Source organism: Zoogloea sp. (assembly GCF_030157465.1).
In the GTDB taxonomy this organism is placed as follows: Bacteria; Pseudomonadota; Gammaproteobacteria; order Burkholderiales; family Rhodocyclaceae; genus Zoogloea.
Genome location: NZ_JAOAUU010000003.1, coordinates 1 through 21471 on the forward strand (window position 1 = coordinate 1; position 21471 = coordinate 21471).

Genomic DNA, 21471 nt, shown 5'->3' on the forward strand with positions numbered 1-21471 from the left:
GCCACCCTGCTCGCCCAGCCCGTCCTGGCCCAGGAATCGCCGACCCTCAAGAAGATCAAGGACAGCGGCACCATCGCCCTCGGCCACCGGGAATCCTCCATCCCCTTCTCGTACTACGACGACAAGCAGCAGGTGGTCGGATACAGCCAGGAGCTGATGCTCAAGGTGGTCGACGCCGTGAAGGCCGAGCTGAAAATGCCGAACCTGCAGGTCAAGCTCACCCCCGTCACCTCGCAGAACCGCATTCCACTGGTCCAGAACGGCACCGTCGATATCGAGTGCGGCTCCACCACCCACAACGCCGAACGCGCCCGCCAGGTGGCCTTCTCCAACACCATCTTCGTCATCGGCACGCGCCTGATGACCAAGAAGGATTCCGGCATCAAGGATTTCCCCGACCTCGCCGGCAAGAACGTGGTGACCACCGCCGGCACCACGTCCGAGCGCCTCATCCGCAAGATGAACGAGGACAAGAAGCTCGCGATGAACATCATCAGCGCCAAGGATCACGGCGAGGCCTTCCTCACCCTCGAAACCGGCCGCGCCGTCGCCTTCATGATGGACGACGCCCTGCTCTACGGCGAGCTGGCCAAGGCCCGGCGCCCCGCCGAATGGACCATCGTCGGCACGCCCCAGAGCTTCGAGGCCTACGGCTGCATGATGCGCAAGGACGATCCGGCCTTCAAGAAGGTGGCCGACGCGGCGCTGGCCAAGGCCATGACCTCCGGCGAGGCCGAGGCCATCTACAAGAAGTGGTTCACCCAGCCCATTCCCCCCAAGGGCCTGAACCTCAACTTCCCGATCTCCGAAGCCATGCAGAAGCTCTTGAAGGCGCCCAACGACAAGGCGTTCGAATAAGCCGCCACCCCGTCTGATCGCCTCCACCCCAATGCCCACAAGGAATCCGAGATCATGAAACCCGTCACGATCCGCAGCCTCTTTGCCGCCAGCGCGCTGTTTGTCGCCTGTTCGGCCGCTTTCGGCGCCGACAAGCCCCACGTCGTCATCCTGGCCACCGGCGGCACCATTGCCGGCGCCGGCGCCAGCGTTGCCAACAGCGCCACCTACCAGGCCGCCAGGGTGCCGGTGGACGCGCTCATCGCCGGCGTGCCGGAACTCGCCGGGATTGCCCAGGTGCGCGGCGAGCAGGTCTTCCAGATCGCCTCCGAGAGCATGACCAACGCGCATCTGGTCACCCTCGGCAAGCGCGTCGCGGCGCTGGCCCGCCAGCCGGACGTGGACGGCATCGTCATCACCCACGGCACCGACACGCTGGAAGAAACCGCCTTCTTCCTCAACCTCGTGCTCAAGACCGACAAGCCGGTGGTGGTGGTCGGCTCCATGCGCCCCGGCACCGCCATGTCGGCCGACGGCATGCTCAACCTCTACAACGCGGTAGCCGTGGCCGGCAGCAAGGATTCCGCCGGCAAGGGCGTGCTCGTCACCCTGAACGACGAGATCCACACCGGCCGCGACGTGGCCAAGACGGTCAACATCAAGACCGAAGCCTTCAAGAGCCCGTGGGGCCCGCTGGGCATGATCGTCGAGGGCAAGACCTACTGGTTCCGCGCCCCGGCCAAGCGTCACACCCGCGGCACCGAGTTCGACATCGATGCGATCGACACGCTGGCCCCGGTGGACATCGCCTACGGCTACGGCAACGCCACCCCCACCGCCTACCGGGCCTTCGCCCAGGGCGGCGCCAGGGCGCTGATTCACGCCGGCACCGGCAACGGTTCGGTGAGCGGCGCGGTGGTGCCGGCCCTGCAGGCGCTGCGCGGCAAGGGCGTGCAGATCATCCGCTCGTCCCGCGTGACGGGCGGCGGCTTCGTGCTGCGCAACGCCGAGCAGCCCGACGACAAGTACGACTGGGTCGTCGCCCACGACCTCAACCCCCAGAAGGCCCGCATCCTCGCCTCGGTGGCCCTGACCAGAACCAGCGACACCAGGGAGCTGCAGCGGATGTTCATGGAGTACTGATCGGACCGGCGGATCTGTAGGGGCGACTTCAGTCGCCCGCGGACTTCGGTCAACTACATGCCGATGATTGAACGCGCGGATGGGCGACTGAAGTCGCCCCTGCAAACAAGGAAACCAACATGAATTACCAATGGAACTGGGGCATCTTCCTCAGCCCCGCCGCCTCGGGCGACAGCACCTACCTGGGCTGGATGCTGTCGGGGCTGCAGACCACCGTGCTGCTGTCCCTGTCGGCGTGGCTCATCGCGCTGGCGCTGGGCAGCCTGATGGGCGTGCTGCGCACCGTGCCCAACAAATGGCTGTCGGGCCTCGCCAGCGCCTACGTCGAAATTTTCCGCAACATCCCGCTGCTGGTGCAGCTCTTCATCTGGTATTTCGTGCTGCCCGAGCTTTTGCCGGCCAGCCTCGGCGATGCCTTCAAGCAAAAGCTCGATCCGGTCACCCAGCAGTTCGTCTCGGCGATGGTGTGCCTGGGCTTCTTCACCAGCGCACGGGTGTGCGAACAGGTGCGCTCCGGCATCAACAGCCTGCCCCGCGGCCAGAAGAACGCCGGCCTGGCGCTGGGCTTCACGCTGCCGCAAACCTATCGCCACGTGCTCTTGCCGATGGCCTTCCGGCTGGTCGTGCCGCCGCTCACTTCCGAGTTCCTCAACATCTTCAAGAACTCCGCCGTGTGCTCGACCATCGGCCTGCTCGAACTCGCCGCGCAGGGCCGCCAGCTGGTGGATTACACCGCCCAGCCCTACGAATCCTTCATCGCCGTAACCCTGCTTTACGTGCTCATCAACGTGGTGGTCATGACGCTGATGCGCCACCTCGAAAACAAGACCCGCGTGCCGGGCTACCTGGGAGGTAAATGAGATGTACGACTTCGACTGGTCTTCCATCCCCGGCGCCCTGCCCTTCCTGTGGGAGGGCATGAAGATCTCGCTGGAGATCACCGTCAGCGCCGTCATCTTCGGCGTCGTGTGGGGCACCTTGCTGGCCATGATGCGGCTCGCACCGGTCAAGCCGCTGGCGTGGTTTGCCGCCGGCTACGTGAACCTGTTCCGCTCCATTCCGCTGGTGATGGTGCTGCTGTGGTTCTTCCTGATCGTGCCGCAGCTGCTGCGGAGCTTCTTCAACCTCGACCCCAACACCGACGTGCGTCTTACGTCGGCGATGATCGGCTTCGCGCTGTTCGAGTCGGCCTATTACTCGGAAATCATCCGCGCCGGCATCCAGAGCGTGCCCAAGGGCCAGGTGGCCGCCGCCTCGGCGCTGGGCATGACCTACGCGCAGGCGATGCGTCTGGTGGTGTTGCCCCAGGCCTTCCGCAACATGGTTCCGCTGCTGCTCACCCAGGCCATCGTGCTGTTCCAGGACACCTCGCTGGTCTACATGTCGGCCCTCGCCGACTTCTTCGGCGCGGCCTACAAGGTCGGCGACCGGGATGGCCGGCTGGTGGAATTGCTGCTGTTTGCCGGCGCGGTTTACTTCTTCATCTGCTTTGCGGCCTCGCAACTGGTGCGCCGCTACCAAAAGAAACTCAACGCCCACGTGGCGCACTGACCCCAAGGAGCCCGACATGATCTCCATCGACAACGTTTCCAAGCACTACGGCAGCTTCCAGGTTCTTACCGACTGCACCACCCAGGTCAAGAAGGGCGAAGTCATCGTCGTCTGCGGCCCGTCCGGCAGCGGCAAGTCCACCCTCATCAAATGTGTGAACGGGCTGGAGCCCTTCCAGTCCGGCAGCATCATCGTGGATGGCATTTCGGTGGGCGACCCGAAGACCAAGCTCTCCAAGCTGCGCAGCCGGGTCGGCATGGTGTTCCAGCACTTCGAGCTGTTTCCGCACATGAGCATCACCGACAACCTCTCCATCGCCCAGGAGAAAGTCCTCGGCCGCAACCGGGACGAAGCCCGCGCCAAGGGCCTCAAGCTGCTCGAACGGGTCGGCCTCAAGGCCCACGCCGAGAAGTTTCCCGGCCAGCTCTCCGGCGGCCAGCAGCAGCGCGTCGCCATCGCCCGCGCCCTGTGCATGGACCCGATCTGCATGCTCTTCGACGAGCCCACCTCGGCCCTCGACCCCGAGATGATCAACGAGGTGCTCGACGTGATGGTCGAACTCGCCCAGGAGGGCATGACGATGATGTGCGTCACCCACGAAATGGGCTTCGCGCGGAAGGTCGCCAACCGGGTGATCTTCATGGACAAGGGGCAGATCGTCGAGGACGACAGCAAGGACGCCTTCTTCGGCGCGCCGCGCTCCGAGCGCGCCCGCCAGTTCCTCGCCAAGATCCTGCAGCACTGATTCACCACAACTAAAACCGCCGGAGACAAACCATGACCACCGCCACCCTGCCCTCCTTCCTCGACCCCGCCCACATCGGCCCGTGGGGCATGTTTCTCGAACAGCTCGAACGGGTCGAACCCCATCTCGGCCCGCTGGCCGCGTGGATCGACACCCTGCGCCATCCCAAGCGCTGCCTCATCGTGGATGTGCCGGTGCGCATGGACGACGGGCGCATCCGTCACTTCGAGGGCTTCCGTGTCCAGCACAACCTGTCCCGCGGGCCCGGCAAGGGCGGCGTGCGCTTTCACCCGGACGTGACGCTGTCCGAAGTCATGGCCCTGTCGGCGTGGATGACCGTAAAGAACGCGGCGGTGAACCTGCCCTACGGCGGCGCCAAGGGTGGCGTGCGGGTCAATCCGGCCGAACTGTCGATGCCCGAACTCGAACGCCTGACCCGCCGCTACATCAGCGAGATCGGCAGCATCATCGGGCCGGACCGGGACATCCCCGCCCCCGACGTGAACACCAACGAGCAGATCATGGCCTGGATGATGGACACCTACTCCATCAACCAGGGCAGCACCCAGACCGGCGTCGTTACCGGCAAGCCGATCTCCATGGGCGGCAGCCTAGGCCGCAAGGACGCCACCGGGCGCGGCTGCTACGTGGTGGCGCGGGAGGCCATGCAGCGCCTCGGCATGCCGATGGAAGGCGCGCGTATCGCCATCCAGGGCTTCGGCAACGTGGGCAACGCGGCGGCGCGGATCTTCCACGACGCCGGCGCCAAAATCGTCGCCATCCAGGACGCCGCCGGCACCATTGCCAACAGCAAGGGCATCAACCCCCACGCGCTGCTCGGCTTTCTCAATGGCAACCCGCGCGCCCTGCTCGACTACCCGGAGGCCGAGGTCATCGCCAACGCCGATTTCTGGGGCGTCGATTGCGACCTGCTGCTGCCCGCCGCGCTGGAAAACCAGATCACCGCCGCCAACGCCGGGCAGGTTCGCGCGAAGCTGATCGTCGAAGGCGCCAACGGCCCCACCACGCCGCAGGCCGAGGACATCCTCAATGCCAATGGCTGCATCGTGCTGCCCGACGTGCTGGCCAACGCCGGCGGCGTTACGGTGAGCTACTTCGAATGGGTACAGAACGCCTCGAGCTTCTTCTGGACCGAGAAGGACATCAACGACCGCCTCGACCGGGTGCTCACCGAAGCCTTCCAGGGCATCTGGGATCTGGCCGCCGCCCGCAACGTGAACCTGCGTACCGCCACCTACATCATGGCCTGCTCCCGCGTGCTCGAAGCCCGCGCCATGCGCGGCATCTACCCCTGACCCACCGGGCACCGGCACGGCAGCCCGTGCCATGTCCGGTGCCCGGCACTATCATGAAGGCAGCCTGAAACCCGGTCGCCCAACGCCAGCCCATGCCCGAGCCCTCCTCCACGCCCCAGACGCCGCCGTCGCGGCAGCTGTCGCCAAACCCCTTCATCGTCCTCGCCTTCCTGCTGGCGATCGGCCTGATCGGCTTTGGCGGCTACCGGGCCAGCGAGTACCAGGGCATGCAAACCCTGCGCACCGACGCCGGCCACCGGCTCGACCTGTTTGCCGCCGCGGTGGACGGCATCGTCAACCGCTATGCCCACATCCCGGCCACCATCCAGCTCAACGAGGAAGTGCTCAACGTGATGCACACGCCGCGCAGCCCGGCCAGCGTGCTGGCGGCCAACCGCTTCTTGCAGCGCCTCAACGGACACATCGGCAGCATCGCCATCTTCGTGGTGGACCAGCGCGGCATCGTGCTGGCCTCCAGCAACTGGGATCACCCGGACGACAGCTTCATCGGCGAGGATCTGTCCTTTCGCAGCTACTACCTCGACGGCCTCGCCGGGCGCGTAGGGCGCCACTTCGCCATCGGCATCACCCGCGGCGAGCCGGGCTACTTCGTGTCCCACCCGATCCGCGACGGCGAACGGGTGGTGGGCGTGGCGGTCATCAAGATCAGCCTCGGCCAGCTCGACAAGGCCTGGGAGCTGCTCGGCGCGCCGGCCCTGATCGCCGACGGCAACGGCGTGGTGATCCTGTCCTCGGTGCCCGAATGGCGCTACACGGCCCTCAGCCCGCTGCCCCTCGACACCCTGGTGGACATCAAGATGAGCCGCCTCTACAACGACGGCCTGATTGGCGATTTTCCGGTGCGCATCGACCAGACCGTGGGGCCGGAAGGCCAGATCGTGCACATGAACCTGCGCCAGCACCCGCCACGCTCGCGCCAGGACATTGCCGGCAGCTACCTGGTGCATGGCCGGCCGCTCCCCGAGCTGGGCTGGCGCCTGCACATTTTTTCCGACCTGCACCCGGTGCGTGCCCAGGCCTTCGGCCATGCCGCGCTGGCGGCGGTGGCCACCGGCTTCGTGCTGCTCTTGCTGCTCGTCGTCGCCCAGCGCCGCCGCATCGTCGGGCAAAAGCTGGAAGCCAAGACCCTGCTGGAGCAGGCCAACGCCCAGCTCGAAAGCAAGGTCGCCCGGCGCACCAAGGCCCTCACCGACACCAACGCCCGCTTGCGCAAGGAAGTGACCGAACGCCAGCAGGCCGAGCAGACCCTGCGCGCCGCCCAGGACGAACTGGTGCAGGCCGCCAAGCTCGCCGTGCTGGGCAAGCTGGCCGCCGGCATCACCCACGAACTGGCCCAGCCGCTGGGCGCCATGCGCACCCTGTCGGGCAACGCCATCGAATTCATGAAGCGCGGCAACCTCGCCACCGTCGAACAGAACCTGGGCATCATTGCCCGCCTGGCCGACCAGATGGGCCGCATCATCACCCCGCTCAAGACCTTCGCCCGCAAGTCGCCGGCCATCCCCGCCCCCGCCGATCTGGCCCACGCCGTCGGCGCCGCCCTGTTCCTGCTCGATCAGCGCCTCGCCAAGGCCGACATCACCGTGACCAACCACTGCGAGCCGGGCCGCGACATTGCCTGGTGCGACCAGAACCGCCTGGAGCAGGTGCTCATCAACCTGATCCGCAACGCCGCCGACGCCATGGCCGACGCCGAACACCGCGAGCTGCTGATCGAAGCCGGCCCCGACGAGGCCGGCCACATCGTGCTGTCGATCGCCGACAGCGGCAGCGGCCTGCCTGAAAACGGCCAGCTCTTCGAGCCCTTCTTCACCACCAAGCCCGCCGGCGAAGGCCTCGGCCTGGGCCTCGCCATCTCCCGCGACATCGTGCGCGAGTTCGGTGGCGAACTCACCGCCGAGAACCGCCCCGAAGGCGGCGCCCGCTTCATCCTGCAACTGCCCGCCGCCCCAGGCGAGAACGAGCCCCCCGATGCCCGATGAAACGACGATGACTGGAGCGCCTGTAGGGGCGACTTCAGTCGCCCATCCGCACGTCGAATCACGACCATTCGTTGATCGGAGTCCGCGGGCGACTGAAGTCGCCCCTACAAATCGCCCCTGCAAGTCGCCCGCCTTTCCACCCCTGGCCCTCCTCCTGCCCCTATGACTCCGGAACTCCGCGCCCTCATCATCGAAGACGACCCCGACGTGCGCCTCGGCTGTGAGCAGGCCATGATGCTCGCCGACATCCCCGTGGAGGGCGTCGGCTCGGCCGAGGAAGGCTTCCAGCGCCTCAAGCCGGGCTTTCCCGGCGTGGTGGTCACCGACATGCGCCTGCCCAAGGCCGACGGCATGGAGGTGCTGCACCGCTGCCAGGCCATGGATGCCGACCTGCCGGTGATCATCATCACCGGCCACGGGGACGTGACCCTGGCCGTGGAGGCCATGCGCGCCGGCGCCTACGACTTCATCCAGAAGCCCTTCTCGCCGGAGCTGCTGGTGGACGTGGTGCGCCGCGCCCTGGAGAAACGCGCCCTGACCCTGGAGGTGCTCGACCTGCGCCGCCGCCTGGAACAGCGCGAAGGCGCCGAGGCCAAGCTCATCGGCCGCTCGCCCCAGATGGCCCGGGTGCGCCAGCTCGTCACCGACGTAGCCAGCACCCGGGTGGACGTGCTGGTGCGCGGCGAGACCGGCACCGGCAAGGAGCTCATCGCCCAGTGCCTGCACGAACTCTCACCCCGCAAGGACGGCCCCTTCGTTGCCCTCAACTGCGGCGGCCTGCCCGACAACCTGCTCGACAGCGAGCTCTTCGGCCACGAGGCCGGTGCCTTCACCGGCGCCCAGAAGCGGCGCATCGGCAAGATCGAATACGCCAACAAGGGCACCCTCTTCCTGGACGAGCTGGAGAGCATGCCCATGGGCGTGCAGATCAAGCTGCTGCGGGTGCTGCAGGAGCGCGTGGTGGAACGCCTCGGCTCCAACCAGCAACTGCCGGTGGACTGCCGGGTGGTGGCCGCCACCAAGGACGACCTGAAGGACCGTGCCGAGCGCCAGACCTTCCGCGCCGACCTGTACTACCGCCTCAACGTGGTGACCATCGACCTGCCGCCCCTGCGCGAACGGCGCGAGGACATCCCCCTGCTGCTCGAGCACTTCCTGCTCCTCGCCGCCCACCGCCACGAACGCCCGCTGCCGGCGGTGCCGCCGGAGCAGATGCGCAAGCTGATGGCCCACACCTGGCCGGGCAATGTGCGCGAGCTGCGCAACGTGGCCGACTGCATCGTGCTCGGCGTCGGCAAGGACATCCTCGGCACTGCCACGGGCGAGGCGGCGCCCGCGTCCCTGGCGGAATCGGTGGAGAGCTTCGAGCGCAGCCTCATCGCCGCCGAGCTGCGCCGCCACGGCGGCAGCCTGGCACGCAGCGCCGAAGCCCTGCGCATCCCCAAGACCACCCTGCACGACAAGATCCGCAAATACGGGCTGCAGGGAGGCGAGGGCTGACACAACAAGGACAATGGGATAGGCGCTGAGAAGTAAGTCACATTGCAGCGCAACATCCGATCACAGGAAATCAACATTCCATGCTGCATACTGCCGCCATCAGAAATTACGATGGGGAGATAAAAATGCACACGGAGATTTGGCGGCGACTCGGCTGCCTGCTGTTCATTGCGCTACTGGGATCAGGGCTGGCGCGGGCCGACACGGTGGTGATCGGCCAGTGCGCCCCCCTCTCTGGCAGCCTGGCCTCCACCGGCCAGGCCATGGCCCTGGGGGTACGCATCGCCATCGATGCCGCCAACGCGGCCGGCGGCGTCAATGGCCACACCCTGAAGCACGTGCTCAAGGATGACGGCTACCAGACCGCCGAAACCCTGCGCCTGACCCAGGAACTCATCCGCAAGGACAAGGCCGCCGCGCTGATCGGCTATGCCGGCACCGGCAACATCGCCGAACTGCTCAAGCAGGGCGTGCTGTCCACGGGCGGCATTGCCCTGGTCGCCCCCTACACCGGCGGCGAACCCCTGCGCAGCCCCTTCAACCCCTGGATCTTCCACATCCGCGCCAGCTACGGCGACGAAACCGAAGCCATGGTGCGCCAGTTTGTCGGCACCGGCCTCACCCGCATCGCCGTGTTCCACCAGAACGACCCCTTCGGCCAGGCCGGCCTCGCCGGCGTCGAAAAGGCCCTGGCCCGCCACAACATGAAGATCGTCAGCAAGGGCAGCTACGAGAAGAACACCGAAGACGTAGCCCGGGCAGTCGAAGACATCGCCCGCGGCGTACCCCAGGCCGTGATCATGATCGGCGTGGTGCGCCCCACCGCCGCCTTCGTCAAGGCCTACCAGACCGCCCACCCCGGCACCCAGCTCTTCAGCATCTCAGTAGTGAATGGACGCGAACTGCACCAACTCGCCGGCGGCGACGCCGCCCGGGGCGTCGGCATCACGCAGGTCATGCCCTCCCCCTTCAGCGGCGTCACCCGCATCGCCCGCGACTACCACCAGGCCCTCAAACGCTTCGCCCCCGAAGACACCCCGTCCTACACCAGCTTCGAGGAATACGTCGGCGCCCGCGTCCTGATCGAAGCCATCCGCCGCAGCAAAGGCACCCCCACCCCGGCGGCGGTGATGCAGTCGCTGGAGAACCTGGATCTGGACCTTGGGGGGTTTAAGGTGCGCTTCAGCCCGGGGGAACGGGTGGGGTCACGGTATGTGGAGGTGACGCTGCTGGGGAGGGATGGGAATCATGTGCGGTGAGGGGTGGCTCGTAGTTGACCCACGGATACAGTTTCCATCATGAAATCCCCCTTCATTACCTCACGTGGTCATCTGTCACTTCCGCGATACAACGCTGTAAAGATGCGAAATCAGCACGCCAAGGTGTAGGAAACCGCTGATGATGGAAATCATGCTCACCACCACAAAACCCACCGAAGGATCGTCCACAATCTTTAAATGCTGCATCGGCGCACCGACGGAAAAGAAGGACGTAATGGCGTTCTCCAACCCTATCCCAAAGCGCACCAGACCACAGTCAGACGGGTTCGGGTCTGCGGGATATAGGGCAAAGAGGAATGCCAGCACAGCTACCCAAATTCCTAAGACGCCCACGAAACGCAGAAACGACTCCAGTAGATATTCGACATAGCGAATGGGTAGCCAGAAGATAGAGCGCCAAGATCGAGACTTCATCCATAGCGTACTGTGGAGGCTACGTACTTTGTTCATGCAAATCTGTTCCTCGTCGAACCGGTTGTATTCGCGCAGGATACGAACTAGTTGGTTTAGGATATGCATGTGTGCGTTAAGACGTGCGGACTCGCGTTTACCCTCGCCGAACCACAGACAGATGGCTTCGAGGTCACGGGTGATGTCAGAGATACGCGGTTCAATGTGGATGTGGTACTCCACCCCGGAAAACTGGCACTCCGCCATGACTTCGAACTGATGCTTAAGGGACAGCGCCTGGATTGCAGAAGTAGGTGTTCGGCATCCAGTTAGCTCCAAGGCATCGGCGGCCAGCGTGGCGCCGAGCACCGCATCACCAACCGACCTGACCTGTGACTTGATCGCCTCTGCCCGCTCAATCAGCTTTTCCGCAACCAGAAGCAACTTTCCCGGCGCCCCATGCCCATCCGCCTTTCCGGCTAAAACTGGCTTTTCTGGCGGCCAACGATGGGAGGGGGCGAAATCAGTATGCGAAACTCCGTCATAACGGCGCATCAGCCCAGCCTGCTCCCACAAGTCGAACAAGCCGCTGGCCGGCTTGAGCACCAAGGTGCCGCGCCCGTGGGCCTTTTCCCTAAGATAATCCCGGTTACGGCTCAGCGTGTCATCCCCCGGCCGAGTCTGTCCGGTCGTGATGAGAACGCGCTGGCGGGACCGTTCAACCGCGGCATTGATGGAATCCAATTGAGGACATTCTCTTGCACGCTCCCCCCGCAAACAATGCAGCTTGATCCCTTTTTCCCGATCCGGGAAATTCAAGCTCATGTCCTCCAGTAGCAGCCAATAGGGGTGTTTGCCCTTATTCCCGAAGGTGTTCTTCATCCGCTGCCAACTGGCGATCAGATCGGCGCGGAAACCGAAGCGATAGGCGCAATAGCCGTTGAAATAGAGATACGACTGTTCTTCCTCGATGATCGCGGCCCTCTCTTCGCGCAGGGGCAGACGTAGATCATCTTTCAGCTCATGCTCAAGACAATGGTTGGTTCGCTCCCGAATCCAGTCGCGTAGGCCTGTCGCATCGAACAGCGGATCGGACTCGCCCGGGCCAAACAGCGATATGAGGCTATGGTGCTTGGCCAGTTCTGTTACCCTTTTCGCGTCGGCATTCGAAGCGCCCCATACACCGAACACCCAGCGAAACTCCGGGAAGGCTAGGATCAGCATGGAGAGCAGGGATTCCCATCCTCCGCCCTGGGCCACGACATTCAAGTCATCCGGCCGCGCGATGCCATCGACCAACACCACCACCCGATGACGGGAAGGCATCTCGCCGCCTCCATAAGCGGCCTCCTCTAAGGCGCGAGCCAGTCGATCAAACGCTTGAACGACGGGCAAACCTTCTCGCCCCTCCCAGACGATCACCCGTTGGTCGTCATCAAGCTCTGCAATCGGCCGCTCACCCCGCAATGCCAACCATGCACCAAGTGCGTGGGCGGTAGGTTTCGAATGGGCAAGGATCAAATGTCGCATTGCTTACCCTCTTAGGACCTCATGGCAGCCGCGCGCGGAGATCGTGGGCGCAGCCGCAAGGCAATGCCAAGCGCTTCCCGTAGGTCCCCCCACAGTTCCCCTTCCAGTGGACCGAGCAGACGCTTGATCACATCCGCGGCGCGCGAGGCCGTCAGGGTGGCGTCACCGGTCATCAACCGCACTGCGGGGTGGATTTGCAGCACCCCCTCGGGGTGTTCCGGCGTGCGCCGCTTGGTGGCCTCCAGGGCGGCGAGCAGGTAGCGCGCCAGTAGCCAGGCCTGGGCCTGCTGGAGTTCGCCCAGGCGACAAGACCAGCGGGTGACTTCGCGGGCATCGAAGCGCAATGCCGATTGCACGGCAAACCAGCCATCCAGATCGATGGACTCCTTCTCAATAGATGGCACGGAAAGGAGAGCATCCCACGACTCCACTACCGGCGGTTTGGCCGCAACCGACACCGCCCCTTCCTTCAAGCGAAGATGGCCGGGTACCAAGTGCTCCACATCGGGGAATCGGTTCACTGCATCGAACAGACAGGTCCGCAACTCGCGCACGTTGCCCAGCCAGTCATAGGTGCGCAGCCGGTCCAGGGCCTCGGCGGTGATCTCGCGATGCAGTGTGCCGGGACGCTGGGCCTCCGCCTCGCGCACGAAGCGCTCCACCAGCACCGGGATGTCCGTCACCCGCTCACGCAACGGCGGCAACCAGAGCGTGCCCCCCAGGCGCAGACGGTCCAGCAGGTCCGCGCGGAAGCCACGCGGATCGTTTTCCAGATCGGCATTGGTGGCGGAAATGAAGCGCACGTCCACTGCCCTGGGCTGACGTGCCCCGACCCGGGTGATCTGCTTGTTCTGCAGAACCCGCAGAATCGCGGCCTGAACCTCGGGTGGCATGTCGGCTATCTCATCCAGGAAGAGGTCTCCGCCATCTGCCGCTTCCACTAGGCCGATCTTGCCGTCCACGCCGCTGGCCGTCCTGGGCTCGATGCCGAACAATTCCGAGGCGAACAGTTCCGTGCGTAAGACCGCGGAATTCACAGTCACGAAGGGACGGTTCGCACGGTCACTCGTACATACCCTTTGGGCATACGCGGCAAGCAATTCTTTACCAGTTCCCCGCTCACCCCGGATCAGCAGGCTCCCCCTATGCGAAGCCGCTCGTCGGGCTTCTCGTAATGCCATCAGGACCGGAATAGAGCTCCCCACCACTTCACCGGAAGGATCGCTCAGCAGCCCATGTTGCCAGAGCATTTCTCTCAGGATATCCGCACCATTGGGATCATCCCGTGAAATGAAACCAAGGGCGCCTTGTCGACTGAACTCTAGGCTGACATCCCCCCTTGGCTTGGTGGAAAGAATGACGACCGGCAAATCTGGCAACTCGCGAGAAATCTCGGCCAAGAGCTTGAGGCCGAAGTAACCACGGGGATCGTCATCGCCCTGCCGCCCCTCTGGCATTCCAGGCGCCCGTTTTTGGCTCTCTTCAGTGACCTCGCCGGTGTAAAAGCAAAGATCGAGCAGAACCATGCTCCAAGGCAAGGTGGGGGTGGCATTTCCAGCCTGGTACGCATCCATGTGCCAACCACTACGGACCATATTCATCGCCGAGACCAGATCATTCTCAACCACCGTGCCGATAGGGGATTCGAGCGGGAACTGCGCCCGGTGAAATACGGCATCGGCAATCGGTTTGAGCACCTTCTGCCGACTGGCACTTGCCGCGGTATCGCCAGTGACATCGCGCCAGAGGAAATGCGCGCACAGATTCTCGCGGTCGGCATTCCGACCATCGGGCACGACTCTACCGAAGAGATCGTCGAGTATGAGCAGGCGCGGCAAGGTCATTGTCATTGTCATTGTCATTGCAGAGTCAGTTCAAGGTGATAAAGATCCAAAGCCATGCCAGTCGCTTCCACCACCGTGACATTCCTTGCGAAAACCGTTTGCTCATAGAGAAAACCCTCAGCCTCCGCGTGGCTCCGGATCATCTCGTTTGGAAGGAAATCCGACGAGATCAATAGCACCTTTCCGCACGGGTTCAAAAAACTCTTGGCGTCGGAGATGACTTTCCGTACAGATTCCCCTCCTGGATCGATAATCGAGCGCAGCAAGGCCTTCTCACACGGATCATCACAATCCTCCAGCACCTGCCGTACAAGCCGGTCTTCACTGAGAATCCATGGCATGGCCCACAGGATCACATCGAAGCGCTTCTCTGAAGGGATGCAACTGAAAAGATCGCTTTCGATGACTTCAAACCGAGACTCGTCGATACCGAACCGATCGACGTTTGCACGCAGGTTGATCACGGCGTACTTGCTCACGTCCGCTGCGCAAATGTATCTAGGCGTGGCATTCCTATAGAGGTATAGGGAAATTATGCCGCTCCCGGCGCCCATCTCCAACACCGACTTCCCATCTACAAGACCCCTTTGAGCAATATAGTTAGCCCACAGATAGCTATCGGTCGCAAATTCAGGGGAGAACACCCCCCGCATCACCTGCATCCCTGCCAATTCGCGGTAGCTGTCGAGTGTGACACTTGGCATCTCGCTGTGGGTATGAAGGGTAAGATGGATCAGTTCCAATACCTTGATCTGCATGAGCAGTTCATGGTCACTCTGGCAGTGCTGATTTTGGTGGTCTTGCGCACCACCAGACGACTCGAGTTTTTTTGCCAAATGGACTATCAGACGGCTGATCCCTTTACCGCATTTGCCATAGCGCTGACGAAGTGTGGCAGCCTGACTATCAAACGTATTCATCGGTGGCGAGGATGGAGTCATGACAGAGTGTGAGGGACGAAAACAGAGACCCAAGACGACGGGCGCGTTCTTCGAGGTTCCCAAGCAGTTCGGCATCCGGCATCGTGCCAGAGCCCTGAAGTCGCGTGCAGGTCCGCCGGATCGCATTGTCGAATTCATCCAGGGCATTCGACGCATCGTTGACAAGTTTCTCGGCATTCGTAAGCTGAATCCAACGAAGGCGATCGACCTCCAGAAGGTAGCGGCAGGTGACTTCCCCAAGTGTCAGGGAATCGCTCGACAAAGGGTCGAGTGCATTGTGAGCACGCGACTCCATTACCAACAGAACCTCGACTGCGGAGGGACGGACCGCCTCCCAGCCAATTAAGAGATCCAACAAGTCACTCCGTGCGTCTTCGTCCTGTACCAATCCACTCACGACCCGATTGCACCTCAGAAGACAGGCTATAAGTCTGTTCTTCAACCAGCCATGGTTGAAAGTAGAACGCTTGTTTTCCCACTCAGAGTTCGTCATGATGCATCGCGCCTGAGCATTCCCAGTACTACATCTAACCGTTGAAATGCCTTTTTAATTGTTTCCCAGGCCAGCGGGGCATCAGGGTCTACAGCATTGAACACCCCGCAAACCAAATCATGAATAATCGGGTCTTCGTCTTTCAGGACTCTTACGCCCAATTCATGTTGAAGCGCCTTGTTTACGCTTTCATACAATTCTTCTTGCGCATCATAATATGATTTGGAATCAGGCCAAGGAAAGTCGGCAAGAACTCGGCAAAACAATTCAACGCGGTTCACCTTCGCGTGTGACGAACTGGGCACGGGCAGACACCCAAGTATACTAATAGCTTCAGCTCCATGTTTTGGGTTGTTTCCCAACTCTGCCATGCAGGCTTGCAGGAGTATGTGGAGCGCCCGGAGTCGGTGAACAGTTGACCATGCTACAAGATCTCTAATTTCTCTCGGTATGGATGTACTGAGTTGGTTGACAATTTCGATATCGCCAAATGCTGCGACGAGGGCATGGAAATCATGTTCAGTGAGTTTTCCGTCGTTTTTTGTCGGCTTGAGGCAGCGAAAGCAATTCCCGTGCTTGCCTTCCGGCGGTGAGCGTGGGTACCCACTCGAGCTGGTAAACCGCAGAGCAACGCGTTCTTTGGGCAATGTGCCGCAAATCTTTGTCCAGTCAGAATCGCGCACATGAACAAATAGGCAATCTACCGAGGACTTAAGCGCATCATCAACAGACGCATAAAATTGAAGGCGGCAACTTGTTGCGTACCCTGCAAGCCCATATTGATCCTGATCCTTATCAAAAAACCCGATCTTCGCTGTCATGCTATTAGCCCTACCAATAAAAGGTAATGCCTTTGTTGGTCAAGCAGGGCCACGCCACCCATTTCCTGGAACCGTTTCTGAACAACTTCACCCAATCCTCGTCACCTGAAATGCCGGCAAGACGGGAATGACAGAAATGGAAAATAGCCTCTGAGAAGCCTCCGCTGGGTATCTGCTCACAGATTGGATCTTGCCCGGTAAACGTTTTATGCGCTATCCAGTCCTTGCGTAGTAAGCGGTCAATCATTTCGGATTGATTTGCGGCTTGCAGCTCCACTGAAACAAAGTATCGGTTTTTTTCATTACCAAAGCGCACAGCTTCCGGCTTCGGATTATTCTTGCCCAAAGCTACAATTAATTCTCGAAGAGACAGCAAAAACACAATTCCCGGTTCTCGTGGAAAAACAAAATTATCGCATATGCATTCCACGGAGAAATCGAAGTTGAGTTTCTTAACAGCATCAAGCACTACAGACTTGTTCATCGGTCTTGACGGCGAATCAGACAATCCCCATGCTTTCTGCCTAATATGGATGGCCTTGTTTTGGCAGTCGGCCGTGTTCATATCATCTCCGAATGAACAATTCCAGATATTTTGACCTAGCTCCACATTCTCTTCGCACCAATCATGGAGCCATGCATTAGAATCGCTAGTTATTGGTTGTGCGTATAGTTCGAGTATCTGTCGCGTTATTGAGTCTGGGTGACGGTGTAGTTTGATTATCTCTTCTTTCCACGACTTCCATTGATAGTCATAACGGTCCGGAGCATAGGGAATTCGCCAGCTATCGCACCAAGGCCGGAAGGCTCTGCTGCCCGCCGCCGTTGATATCAATATGACCGGGATTTCTCGCGCTTTCAGTACTGCGCACGCCAGCACTGCCGTGCTGTATTCGGTCAGTAATTGGTTGTGGATATCGGTCGCTTCATTCAGTAGCGATCTTGCCGTCTCACCCCAAGGTTCAGTGCTGTTATTGATATAACAAGATAACTCCCTCCTCGATGTGACTTCGCTAACATCACCCAAATGGAGGTCAACAAGAAAAATTGAATCTGGCGGCGCTGCGGTAATAGCGGTCCAAACGTTAATGCAATTAACACTATTGTCAGCAACTGCAACTGCGGCATTACGATCATTCGGACAATTATCCGCCTGATATTCTGGCAAGTCTGGAAGCGAAGCATTAAGAGAGTCGATAAGCGCTGCCAATTGAAGATGCCGACCAGCATCATCGTCTATCAGGTATATCGTCTTCATGCCATCTTCTCGTTGTCAGCCCTTGGGACAACAATATCTGTTTCCCATGTATGACGAAACATACTCTTTCCAAGTTCCTCACACGACAATTTTTTGATCCCGGAACGAGATTGATAATCAGGATTGTCAATAAATAGCTGGCGTTCGTGGTATTTAATCACGGATTCTGTCCCAGGGACGCCTTGTTCCCGCTTAACCCTCATTGGTTCTTTGTCTTCATCTCCGTTATTGCTATTGGTATAACTATTAATTATTTGAATGCACCCAGCCACGGCCGTAATATTGATTGCGCGGGCGTCATTACCTCGCTTGGAGCAGTGTGCAATTGTATTGCGTAGACCTGCAATAAATGCCGCAGCGAAGTGGAGTTGTTTGACAGAAGTGTCCATTACGCAATCCGTCTCAGTAACGATTGATATCGTGCTGCTTGCTTCTTCTCTCCAGGCGCTGATTTGCTCCACATTTAATGTCTCGGGATCATATTCATTCTTATGACGTAGCTTCTCGAAAACATAGGCCAATGCGCTCAGTTCGCTTAAGGTAGCCCGTAGATCCACATGGGAGTCTAATAAATGACAAAATTTAGCAAACGTCGGACCGAGGGTTTGTTCCAATTGGAGCTGTAAATAGTCCTTCACCAACTGCGCAAAAGGCTTGGAGATGCCTGGTTCGATCAGGTCAATCAGCTTCTTCGTCTCGTGCGCTGCTGAGACCAACATGGCCTGACGAAGAGACAGGTCTAGTTGGGATCGAGTGCTCTCCGAATAACGTTCTTCATAAAGAAATGAAGCCAGGCGCGCGAGATCGGCAACCTGACATTCATGTGATGTCGACCAAGGTTTGGCGCACCAAGCGTACACATACACAATACCGGACTCGGCATGACTGCTTTTTGGCTTGAGCAAAGGCATCGGCAGCGAGATGAAATAGCATTGACTGCTCCCCCCGGATAACAAGCCCTCAACACGCATGATTCCTGTGTATGCCCGCAACGCTCGCCGCAGACACGATTCGAAGGTTGCAGTGCTGGGATTCTCGATGCGCATCTCGAATTTCTTGAGCTCATGTAAATGCGAGCTGCATGACACGTGGCCATGGCGGATAGCGGGCGGGTTGAGCTTAAGTACGGGTAACTGTGTCGGCTCCTGTGTGTCGTCCTCGCATTCTGATCGTTGAAAGCAGACAGCTTGCTGCCAAGCCTGCGCGTTGTTTTTCCTGAGATGTTCCGGGTGCAGGAATATCGAGCGATCTTCTTTGACAAAGCGAGATATCTCGAGCAAAACCCTGTTTAGTGCCCTGGAAACGGGCATCTCGTCACCACCGTTTGCCGTGCCCGCCCAGATCGCGGTTTCCGTTCGCAATCTGAGGCGACTCGTGGCGAAATGCCATGGCACAGCCTCAACCATGAGGCAGTCGAACCCGTCCGGATTGGATGGGCCGCGCAACAAGTCGTTGTGCCTTATCCAGTGATCGATCTGCACCTGGGTTTGCGTAAGAACCTTCGAAACTTCGTCAGGCAGTGAATCGCCGGTTGGTGGCCGGAAAGCCGAGTCCGGGTTGGTGCGCTGGAGGAAAAGGGCAATGGCGGACATCCAAAGGTGCGCCTTGGCTTCGGCTGCGTCATCAATTGGGCCGTTCCCAGGTTCATGCGTGATCTGCGGAAAGCGTAAGTGGTTCTCAGATGTCAGACGATGCATCAGTATGCGAGCCGGCCATGTCCAGTTTGGCAAAGGCGCCAGGGGATTGGACGCTGGCTTGACGAGTTCAACTTCACGCTTCCGAGCATCCCTATCTTTAGTCAACTCAATGAACGCAAGGCAGAAATAATCGTTCGAGTACGTTTCTGAGGCGACACTGCTTGCAGCGTTGGAATCGGAACGATACTGGTCGTCCAGAAACTCTCGCACGGGTATGGACTCCATTGCAGTGAAGACACGTACGGACGACCAACGGTCAACTTCTGACCCCGTTACATTAAAGAGGTCGTTCTTAGGCTTGCCTTGATCATCAGTCAGCAACAACTGGATGGCATAAACCCGCCCCTGTTCCTTTAGCAAGGAATACGCAATAGGCAGCGTCTCCAAGAAGGCGTCTTGGCCCAGGACTCCACCGGATACGCAGCGAGTAAGGTGGTGCCCATCCCGACAGGGGCTGAATGGGGCGTTGACGAGGACGTAATCAGCCTGCCCCTTTAACGGTTGTAATTGCGTCGGATCATTCCAGTCGAAAGGCTCAAACTTGACGCGCTCATCAATGCTGTCGATAAAGACTTGACGGTTCTTGCTCAGGTTGTAGCTCGCGAAGTGCTGGGCTCGATCACAGATGTCAATTCCGGTGACCCGCATGCCCAGCGATGCCGCGTAAAGAGATAAGACGCCTGACCCCATACCAAGGTCAACCGCGTGCCTGCCCACTCTGTCTTCGTCGCTGGGAAGGAGAGCCTTGAGCATTCGGCAGAAATACACCTGCTCATCTTCGATGCAGGGGAGAACGAGGTCTTGCCTGTGGGAAGTGATGGGGTCGGCTTCAATGGTCAGTCCATCGAAGTGCGCCACACCTCGCCAGGGATCGACGAAGCAGGGTTGCCAGTTTTGCGAGGGTTTCAACATCTGTCAGGGGAGACGTGGTTAAGCTTTGACGTCATTGGTCACCCATGAGGGGAACGAGAACGCCATTGCGATAGATCGCCGGCTGCAACGATGTAATGACACTCTGGTCGGCACCATAGCGGACCGGGCCCGTAACGCCTTTGATATCTGTGCGCAGGATGGCGGCAAGCCAATCCTGCGATGATGCCGGCAGTTTCAGTCGTGTCGCCGCGTCGACGATCGTCAGTCCCGCATCGTAGGCAAACGCGGCATGGTAAGAGGGTTTGCGGCCATACTTCTGTTCAAAGCGTGATGCCCAAGCCTTTTGCTCCGAATCCGGATCGACCATGAATGGCGGGGCTGCGACCATAATGCCTTCCGACTCCTCCGGTGACAGCGCACCCGCGGCATCCAGCATGTCCAGCGCAGCCATCGTCTTGCCCTGTTTGATGATCCCCAAAGGACGCATGGCTTTGATGAGGCCCACCATGTGGGGAATGAATCCATTGATCATTACCAAATCGGGCTTCTTCGAGGCGATACGCACAGCGATGTTCTTGAAATCGCCGGCGCCTATATCCGGGTTGTAGCGCTCAATTACGACGCTGGCGCCTAGTTCATTACGCAGACGGTCCGCGAGGTATTGGCCGTAGGCGGCCTCGCTGCTGGGGAGGCTGACGTACGAAAGGACAACGTTCTTGGCACTCTTCTTCTTCGCGTATTCGAAGAACACATCCGTTTCCAGCTTGAAACTCACCCAGGTACGGAAGTTATTTGTGGTTCCGGCGGGGTTGGGCGTCAAGTCGAGAACCCATGCCAAGTGGGGAATGCCGGCAGCGGCCACCTCCTTTTCCACTGCCATGACTTGCGGTTTTAACGCCGAGGTATAGATGGTTGGGGGGTTCTGCAAGTGGCGTTGAAGGACAGTGGCGGCATCTTTTGGGGTGAAGCGGTTGTCGCCCCACTCGAACTCGATGGACGTTCCGGCGGCAAGTGTGTTTCCTTTATCAGCGACCGCCATTAAAAGGCCGTCACGAAATTCTTCACCGTAGAACGCCAGTTCCCCGCTCAAGGGGTAGTTCGCCGCAACTGTGACCTTATAGCCGCCATCTCCGACTTGTGGCTTAGTTGGGAGAATGGCCACGGAGACAAGCACTGCGAAAAGCGCAATGCCTATTAAGGCAATGAACGATTTCTTGTTAAGCATTTCTGTGTATTTCCTGGATGGTTG

General features: G+C 60.3%; 17 protein-coding genes. 9 read left to right on the forward strand and 8 right to left on the reverse strand.

The annotated features are described in order from the left end of the window. The first annotated feature begins 6 nt into the window (after window positions 1-6). The 9 genes from Q1W26_RS00380 (at window position 7) to Q1W26_RS00420 (ending at window position 10354) form a co-directional block, all read left to right on the forward strand. On the forward strand, window positions 7-858 hold the full coding sequence (locus Q1W26_RS00380; protein ID WP_300434501.1) for a glutamate/aspartate ABC transporter substrate-binding protein: 852 nt from the start codon (window positions 7-9) through the stop codon (window positions 856-858). 54 nt (window positions 859-912) lie between these two features. Beyond that, the gene (locus tag Q1W26_RS00385) at window positions 913-1980 is read left to right on the forward strand and encodes an asparaginase (RefSeq protein WP_300434365.1); all 1068 of its coding nucleotides are present in this window, start codon (window positions 913-915) and stop codon (window positions 1978-1980) included. 119 nt (window positions 1981-2099) lie between these two features. Beyond that, entirely contained in the window at window positions 2100-2840 is a 741-nt protein-coding gene (locus Q1W26_RS00390; protein WP_300434368.1) for an amino acid ABC transporter permease, read from the forward strand. Between the two features lies 1 nt (window position 2841). Further along, window positions 2842-3531 (forward strand): glutamate/aspartate ABC transporter permease GltK, encoded by a 690-nt coding sequence (gene gltK / locus Q1W26_RS00395; protein ID WP_300434371.1) that lies wholly within the window; start codon window positions 2842-2844, stop codon window positions 3529-3531. A 16-nt stretch (window positions 3532-3547) separates the two neighbouring features. Further along, entirely contained in the window at window positions 3548-4276 is a 729-nt protein-coding gene (locus Q1W26_RS00400) for an amino acid ABC transporter ATP-binding protein (RefSeq protein WP_300434374.1), read from the forward strand. Between the two features lie 32 nt (window positions 4277-4308). Beyond that, window positions 4309-5592 carry a Glu/Leu/Phe/Val dehydrogenase gene (locus Q1W26_RS00405; protein WP_300434377.1) on the forward strand — a complete coding sequence of 428 codons (1284 nt, stop codon included), beginning with the start codon at window positions 4309-4311 and terminating at the stop codon, window positions 5590-5592. Window positions 5593-5684: 92 nt separating this feature from the next. Next, window positions 5685-7595 carry an ATP-binding protein gene (locus Q1W26_RS00410; protein ID WP_300434380.1) on the forward strand — a complete coding sequence of 637 codons (1911 nt, stop codon included), beginning with the start codon at window positions 5685-5687 and terminating at the stop codon, window positions 7593-7595. Window positions 7596-7757: 162 nt separating this feature from the next. Then, entirely contained in the window at window positions 7758-9095 is a 1338-nt protein-coding gene (locus Q1W26_RS00415) for a sigma-54 dependent transcriptional regulator (RefSeq protein ID WP_300434383.1), read from the forward strand. Between the two features lie 125 nt (window positions 9096-9220). Continuing rightward, window positions 9221-10354: an ABC transporter substrate-binding protein gene (locus tag Q1W26_RS00420; RefSeq protein WP_300434386.1), complete on the forward strand. Its 1134-nt coding sequence runs from the start codon at window positions 9221-9223 to the stop codon at window positions 10352-10354. A gap of 75 nt (window positions 10355-10429) precedes the next feature. Here the strand turns inward: Q1W26_RS00420 and Q1W26_RS00425 are convergent, their stop codons facing one another. From Q1W26_RS00425 to Q1W26_RS00460, 8 genes are all read right to left on the reverse strand, one after another. After that, window positions 10430-12295 carry a hypothetical protein gene (locus Q1W26_RS00425; protein ID WP_300434389.1) on the reverse strand — a complete coding sequence of 622 codons (1866 nt, stop codon included), beginning with the start codon at window positions 12293-12295 and terminating at the stop codon, window positions 10430-10432. A gap of 11 nt (window positions 12296-12306) precedes the next feature. Further along, window positions 12307-14145 carry a sigma 54-interacting transcriptional regulator gene (locus Q1W26_RS00430; RefSeq protein ID WP_300434392.1) on the reverse strand — a complete coding sequence of 613 codons (1839 nt, stop codon included), beginning with the start codon at window positions 14143-14145 and terminating at the stop codon, window positions 12307-12309. A gap of 8 nt (window positions 14146-14153) precedes the next feature. Then, complete coding sequence (locus Q1W26_RS00435) at window positions 14154-15080, reverse strand: methyltransferase (protein WP_300434395.1); 927 nt, start codon at window positions 15078-15080, stop codon at window positions 14154-14156. Continuing rightward, window positions 15046-15435 carry a hypothetical protein gene (locus tag Q1W26_RS00440; RefSeq protein WP_300434397.1) on the reverse strand — a complete coding sequence of 130 codons (390 nt, stop codon included), beginning with the start codon at window positions 15433-15435 and terminating at the stop codon, window positions 15046-15048. Before Q1W26_RS00440 ends, Q1W26_RS00435 begins: the two co-directional genes overlap by 35 nt. Window positions 15436-15569: 134 nt before the next feature. Further along, the gene (locus Q1W26_RS00445; RefSeq protein WP_300434400.1) at window positions 15570-16394 is read right to left on the reverse strand and encodes a hypothetical protein; all 825 of its coding nucleotides are present in this window, start codon (window positions 16392-16394) and stop codon (window positions 15570-15572) included. 10 nt (window positions 16395-16404) lie between these two features. Beyond that, on the reverse strand, window positions 16405-17652 hold the full coding sequence (locus tag Q1W26_RS00450; RefSeq protein ID WP_300434403.1) for a hypothetical protein: 1248 nt from the start codon (window positions 17650-17652) through the stop codon (window positions 16405-16407). After that, on the reverse strand, window positions 17649-20261 hold the full coding sequence (locus tag Q1W26_RS00455; protein ID WP_300434406.1) for a 50S ribosomal protein L11 methyltransferase: 2613 nt from the start codon (window positions 20259-20261) through the stop codon (window positions 17649-17651). Before Q1W26_RS00455 ends, Q1W26_RS00450 begins: the two co-directional genes overlap by 4 nt. Window positions 20262-20292: 31 nt before the next feature. Beyond that, window positions 20293-21447 (reverse strand): ABC transporter substrate-binding protein, encoded by a 1155-nt coding sequence (locus Q1W26_RS00460; RefSeq protein WP_300434409.1) that lies wholly within the window; start codon window positions 21445-21447, stop codon window positions 20293-20295. Window positions 21448-21471: the final 24 nt, after the last annotated feature.

What these genes read in the sequence shown, in the direction of transcription:
- Q1W26_RS00455 (WP_300434406.1), bottom strand. Translation starts at nt 20,261, where the DNA reads ATGTTGAAACCCTCGCAAAACTGGCAACCCTGCTTCGTCGATCCCTGG.
- Q1W26_RS00410 (WP_300434380.1), top strand. Translation starts at nt 5,685, where the DNA reads ATGCCCGAGCCCTCCTCCACGCCCCAGACGCCGCCGTCGCGGCAGCTG.
- Q1W26_RS00415 (WP_300434383.1), top strand. Translation starts at nt 7,758, where the DNA reads ATGACTCCGGAACTCCGCGCCCTCATCATCGAAGACGACCCCGACGTG.
- Q1W26_RS00430 (WP_300434392.1), bottom strand. Translation starts at nt 14,145, where the DNA reads ATGACAATGACCTTGCCGCGCCTGCTCATACTCGACGATCTCTTCGGT.
- Q1W26_RS00435 (WP_300434395.1), bottom strand. Translation starts at nt 15,080, where the DNA reads ATGACTCCATCCTCGCCACCGATGAATACGTTTGATAGTCAGGCTGCC.
- Q1W26_RS00385 (WP_300434365.1), top strand. Translation starts at nt 913, where the DNA reads ATGAAACCCGTCACGATCCGCAGCCTCTTTGCCGCCAGCGCGCTGTTT.
- Q1W26_RS00420 (WP_300434386.1), top strand. Translation starts at nt 9,221, where the DNA reads ATGCACACGGAGATTTGGCGGCGACTCGGCTGCCTGCTGTTCATTGCG.
- Q1W26_RS00450 (WP_300434403.1), bottom strand. Translation starts at nt 17,652, where the DNA reads ATGAAGACGATATACCTGATAGACGATGATGCTGGTCGGCATCTTCAA.
- gltK (WP_300434371.1), top strand. Translation starts at nt 2,842, where the DNA reads ATGTACGACTTCGACTGGTCTTCCATCCCCGGCGCCCTGCCCTTCCTG.
- Q1W26_RS00425 (WP_300434389.1), bottom strand. Translation starts at nt 12,295, where the DNA reads ATGCGACATTTGATCCTTGCCCATTCGAAACCTACCGCCCACGCACTT.
- Q1W26_RS00390 (WP_300434368.1), top strand. Translation starts at nt 2,100, where the DNA reads ATGAATTACCAATGGAACTGGGGCATCTTCCTCAGCCCCGCCGCCTCG.
- Q1W26_RS00460 (WP_300434409.1), bottom strand. Translation starts at nt 21,447, where the DNA reads ATGCTTAACAAGAAATCGTTCATTGCCTTAATAGGCATTGCGCTTTTC.
- Q1W26_RS00405 (WP_300434377.1), top strand. Translation starts at nt 4,309, where the DNA reads ATGACCACCGCCACCCTGCCCTCCTTCCTCGACCCCGCCCACATCGGC.
- Q1W26_RS00445 (WP_300434400.1), bottom strand. Translation starts at nt 16,394, where the DNA reads ATGACAGCGAAGATCGGGTTTTTTGATAAGGATCAGGATCAATATGGG.
- Q1W26_RS00400 (WP_300434374.1), top strand. Translation starts at nt 3,548, where the DNA reads ATGATCTCCATCGACAACGTTTCCAAGCACTACGGCAGCTTCCAGGTT.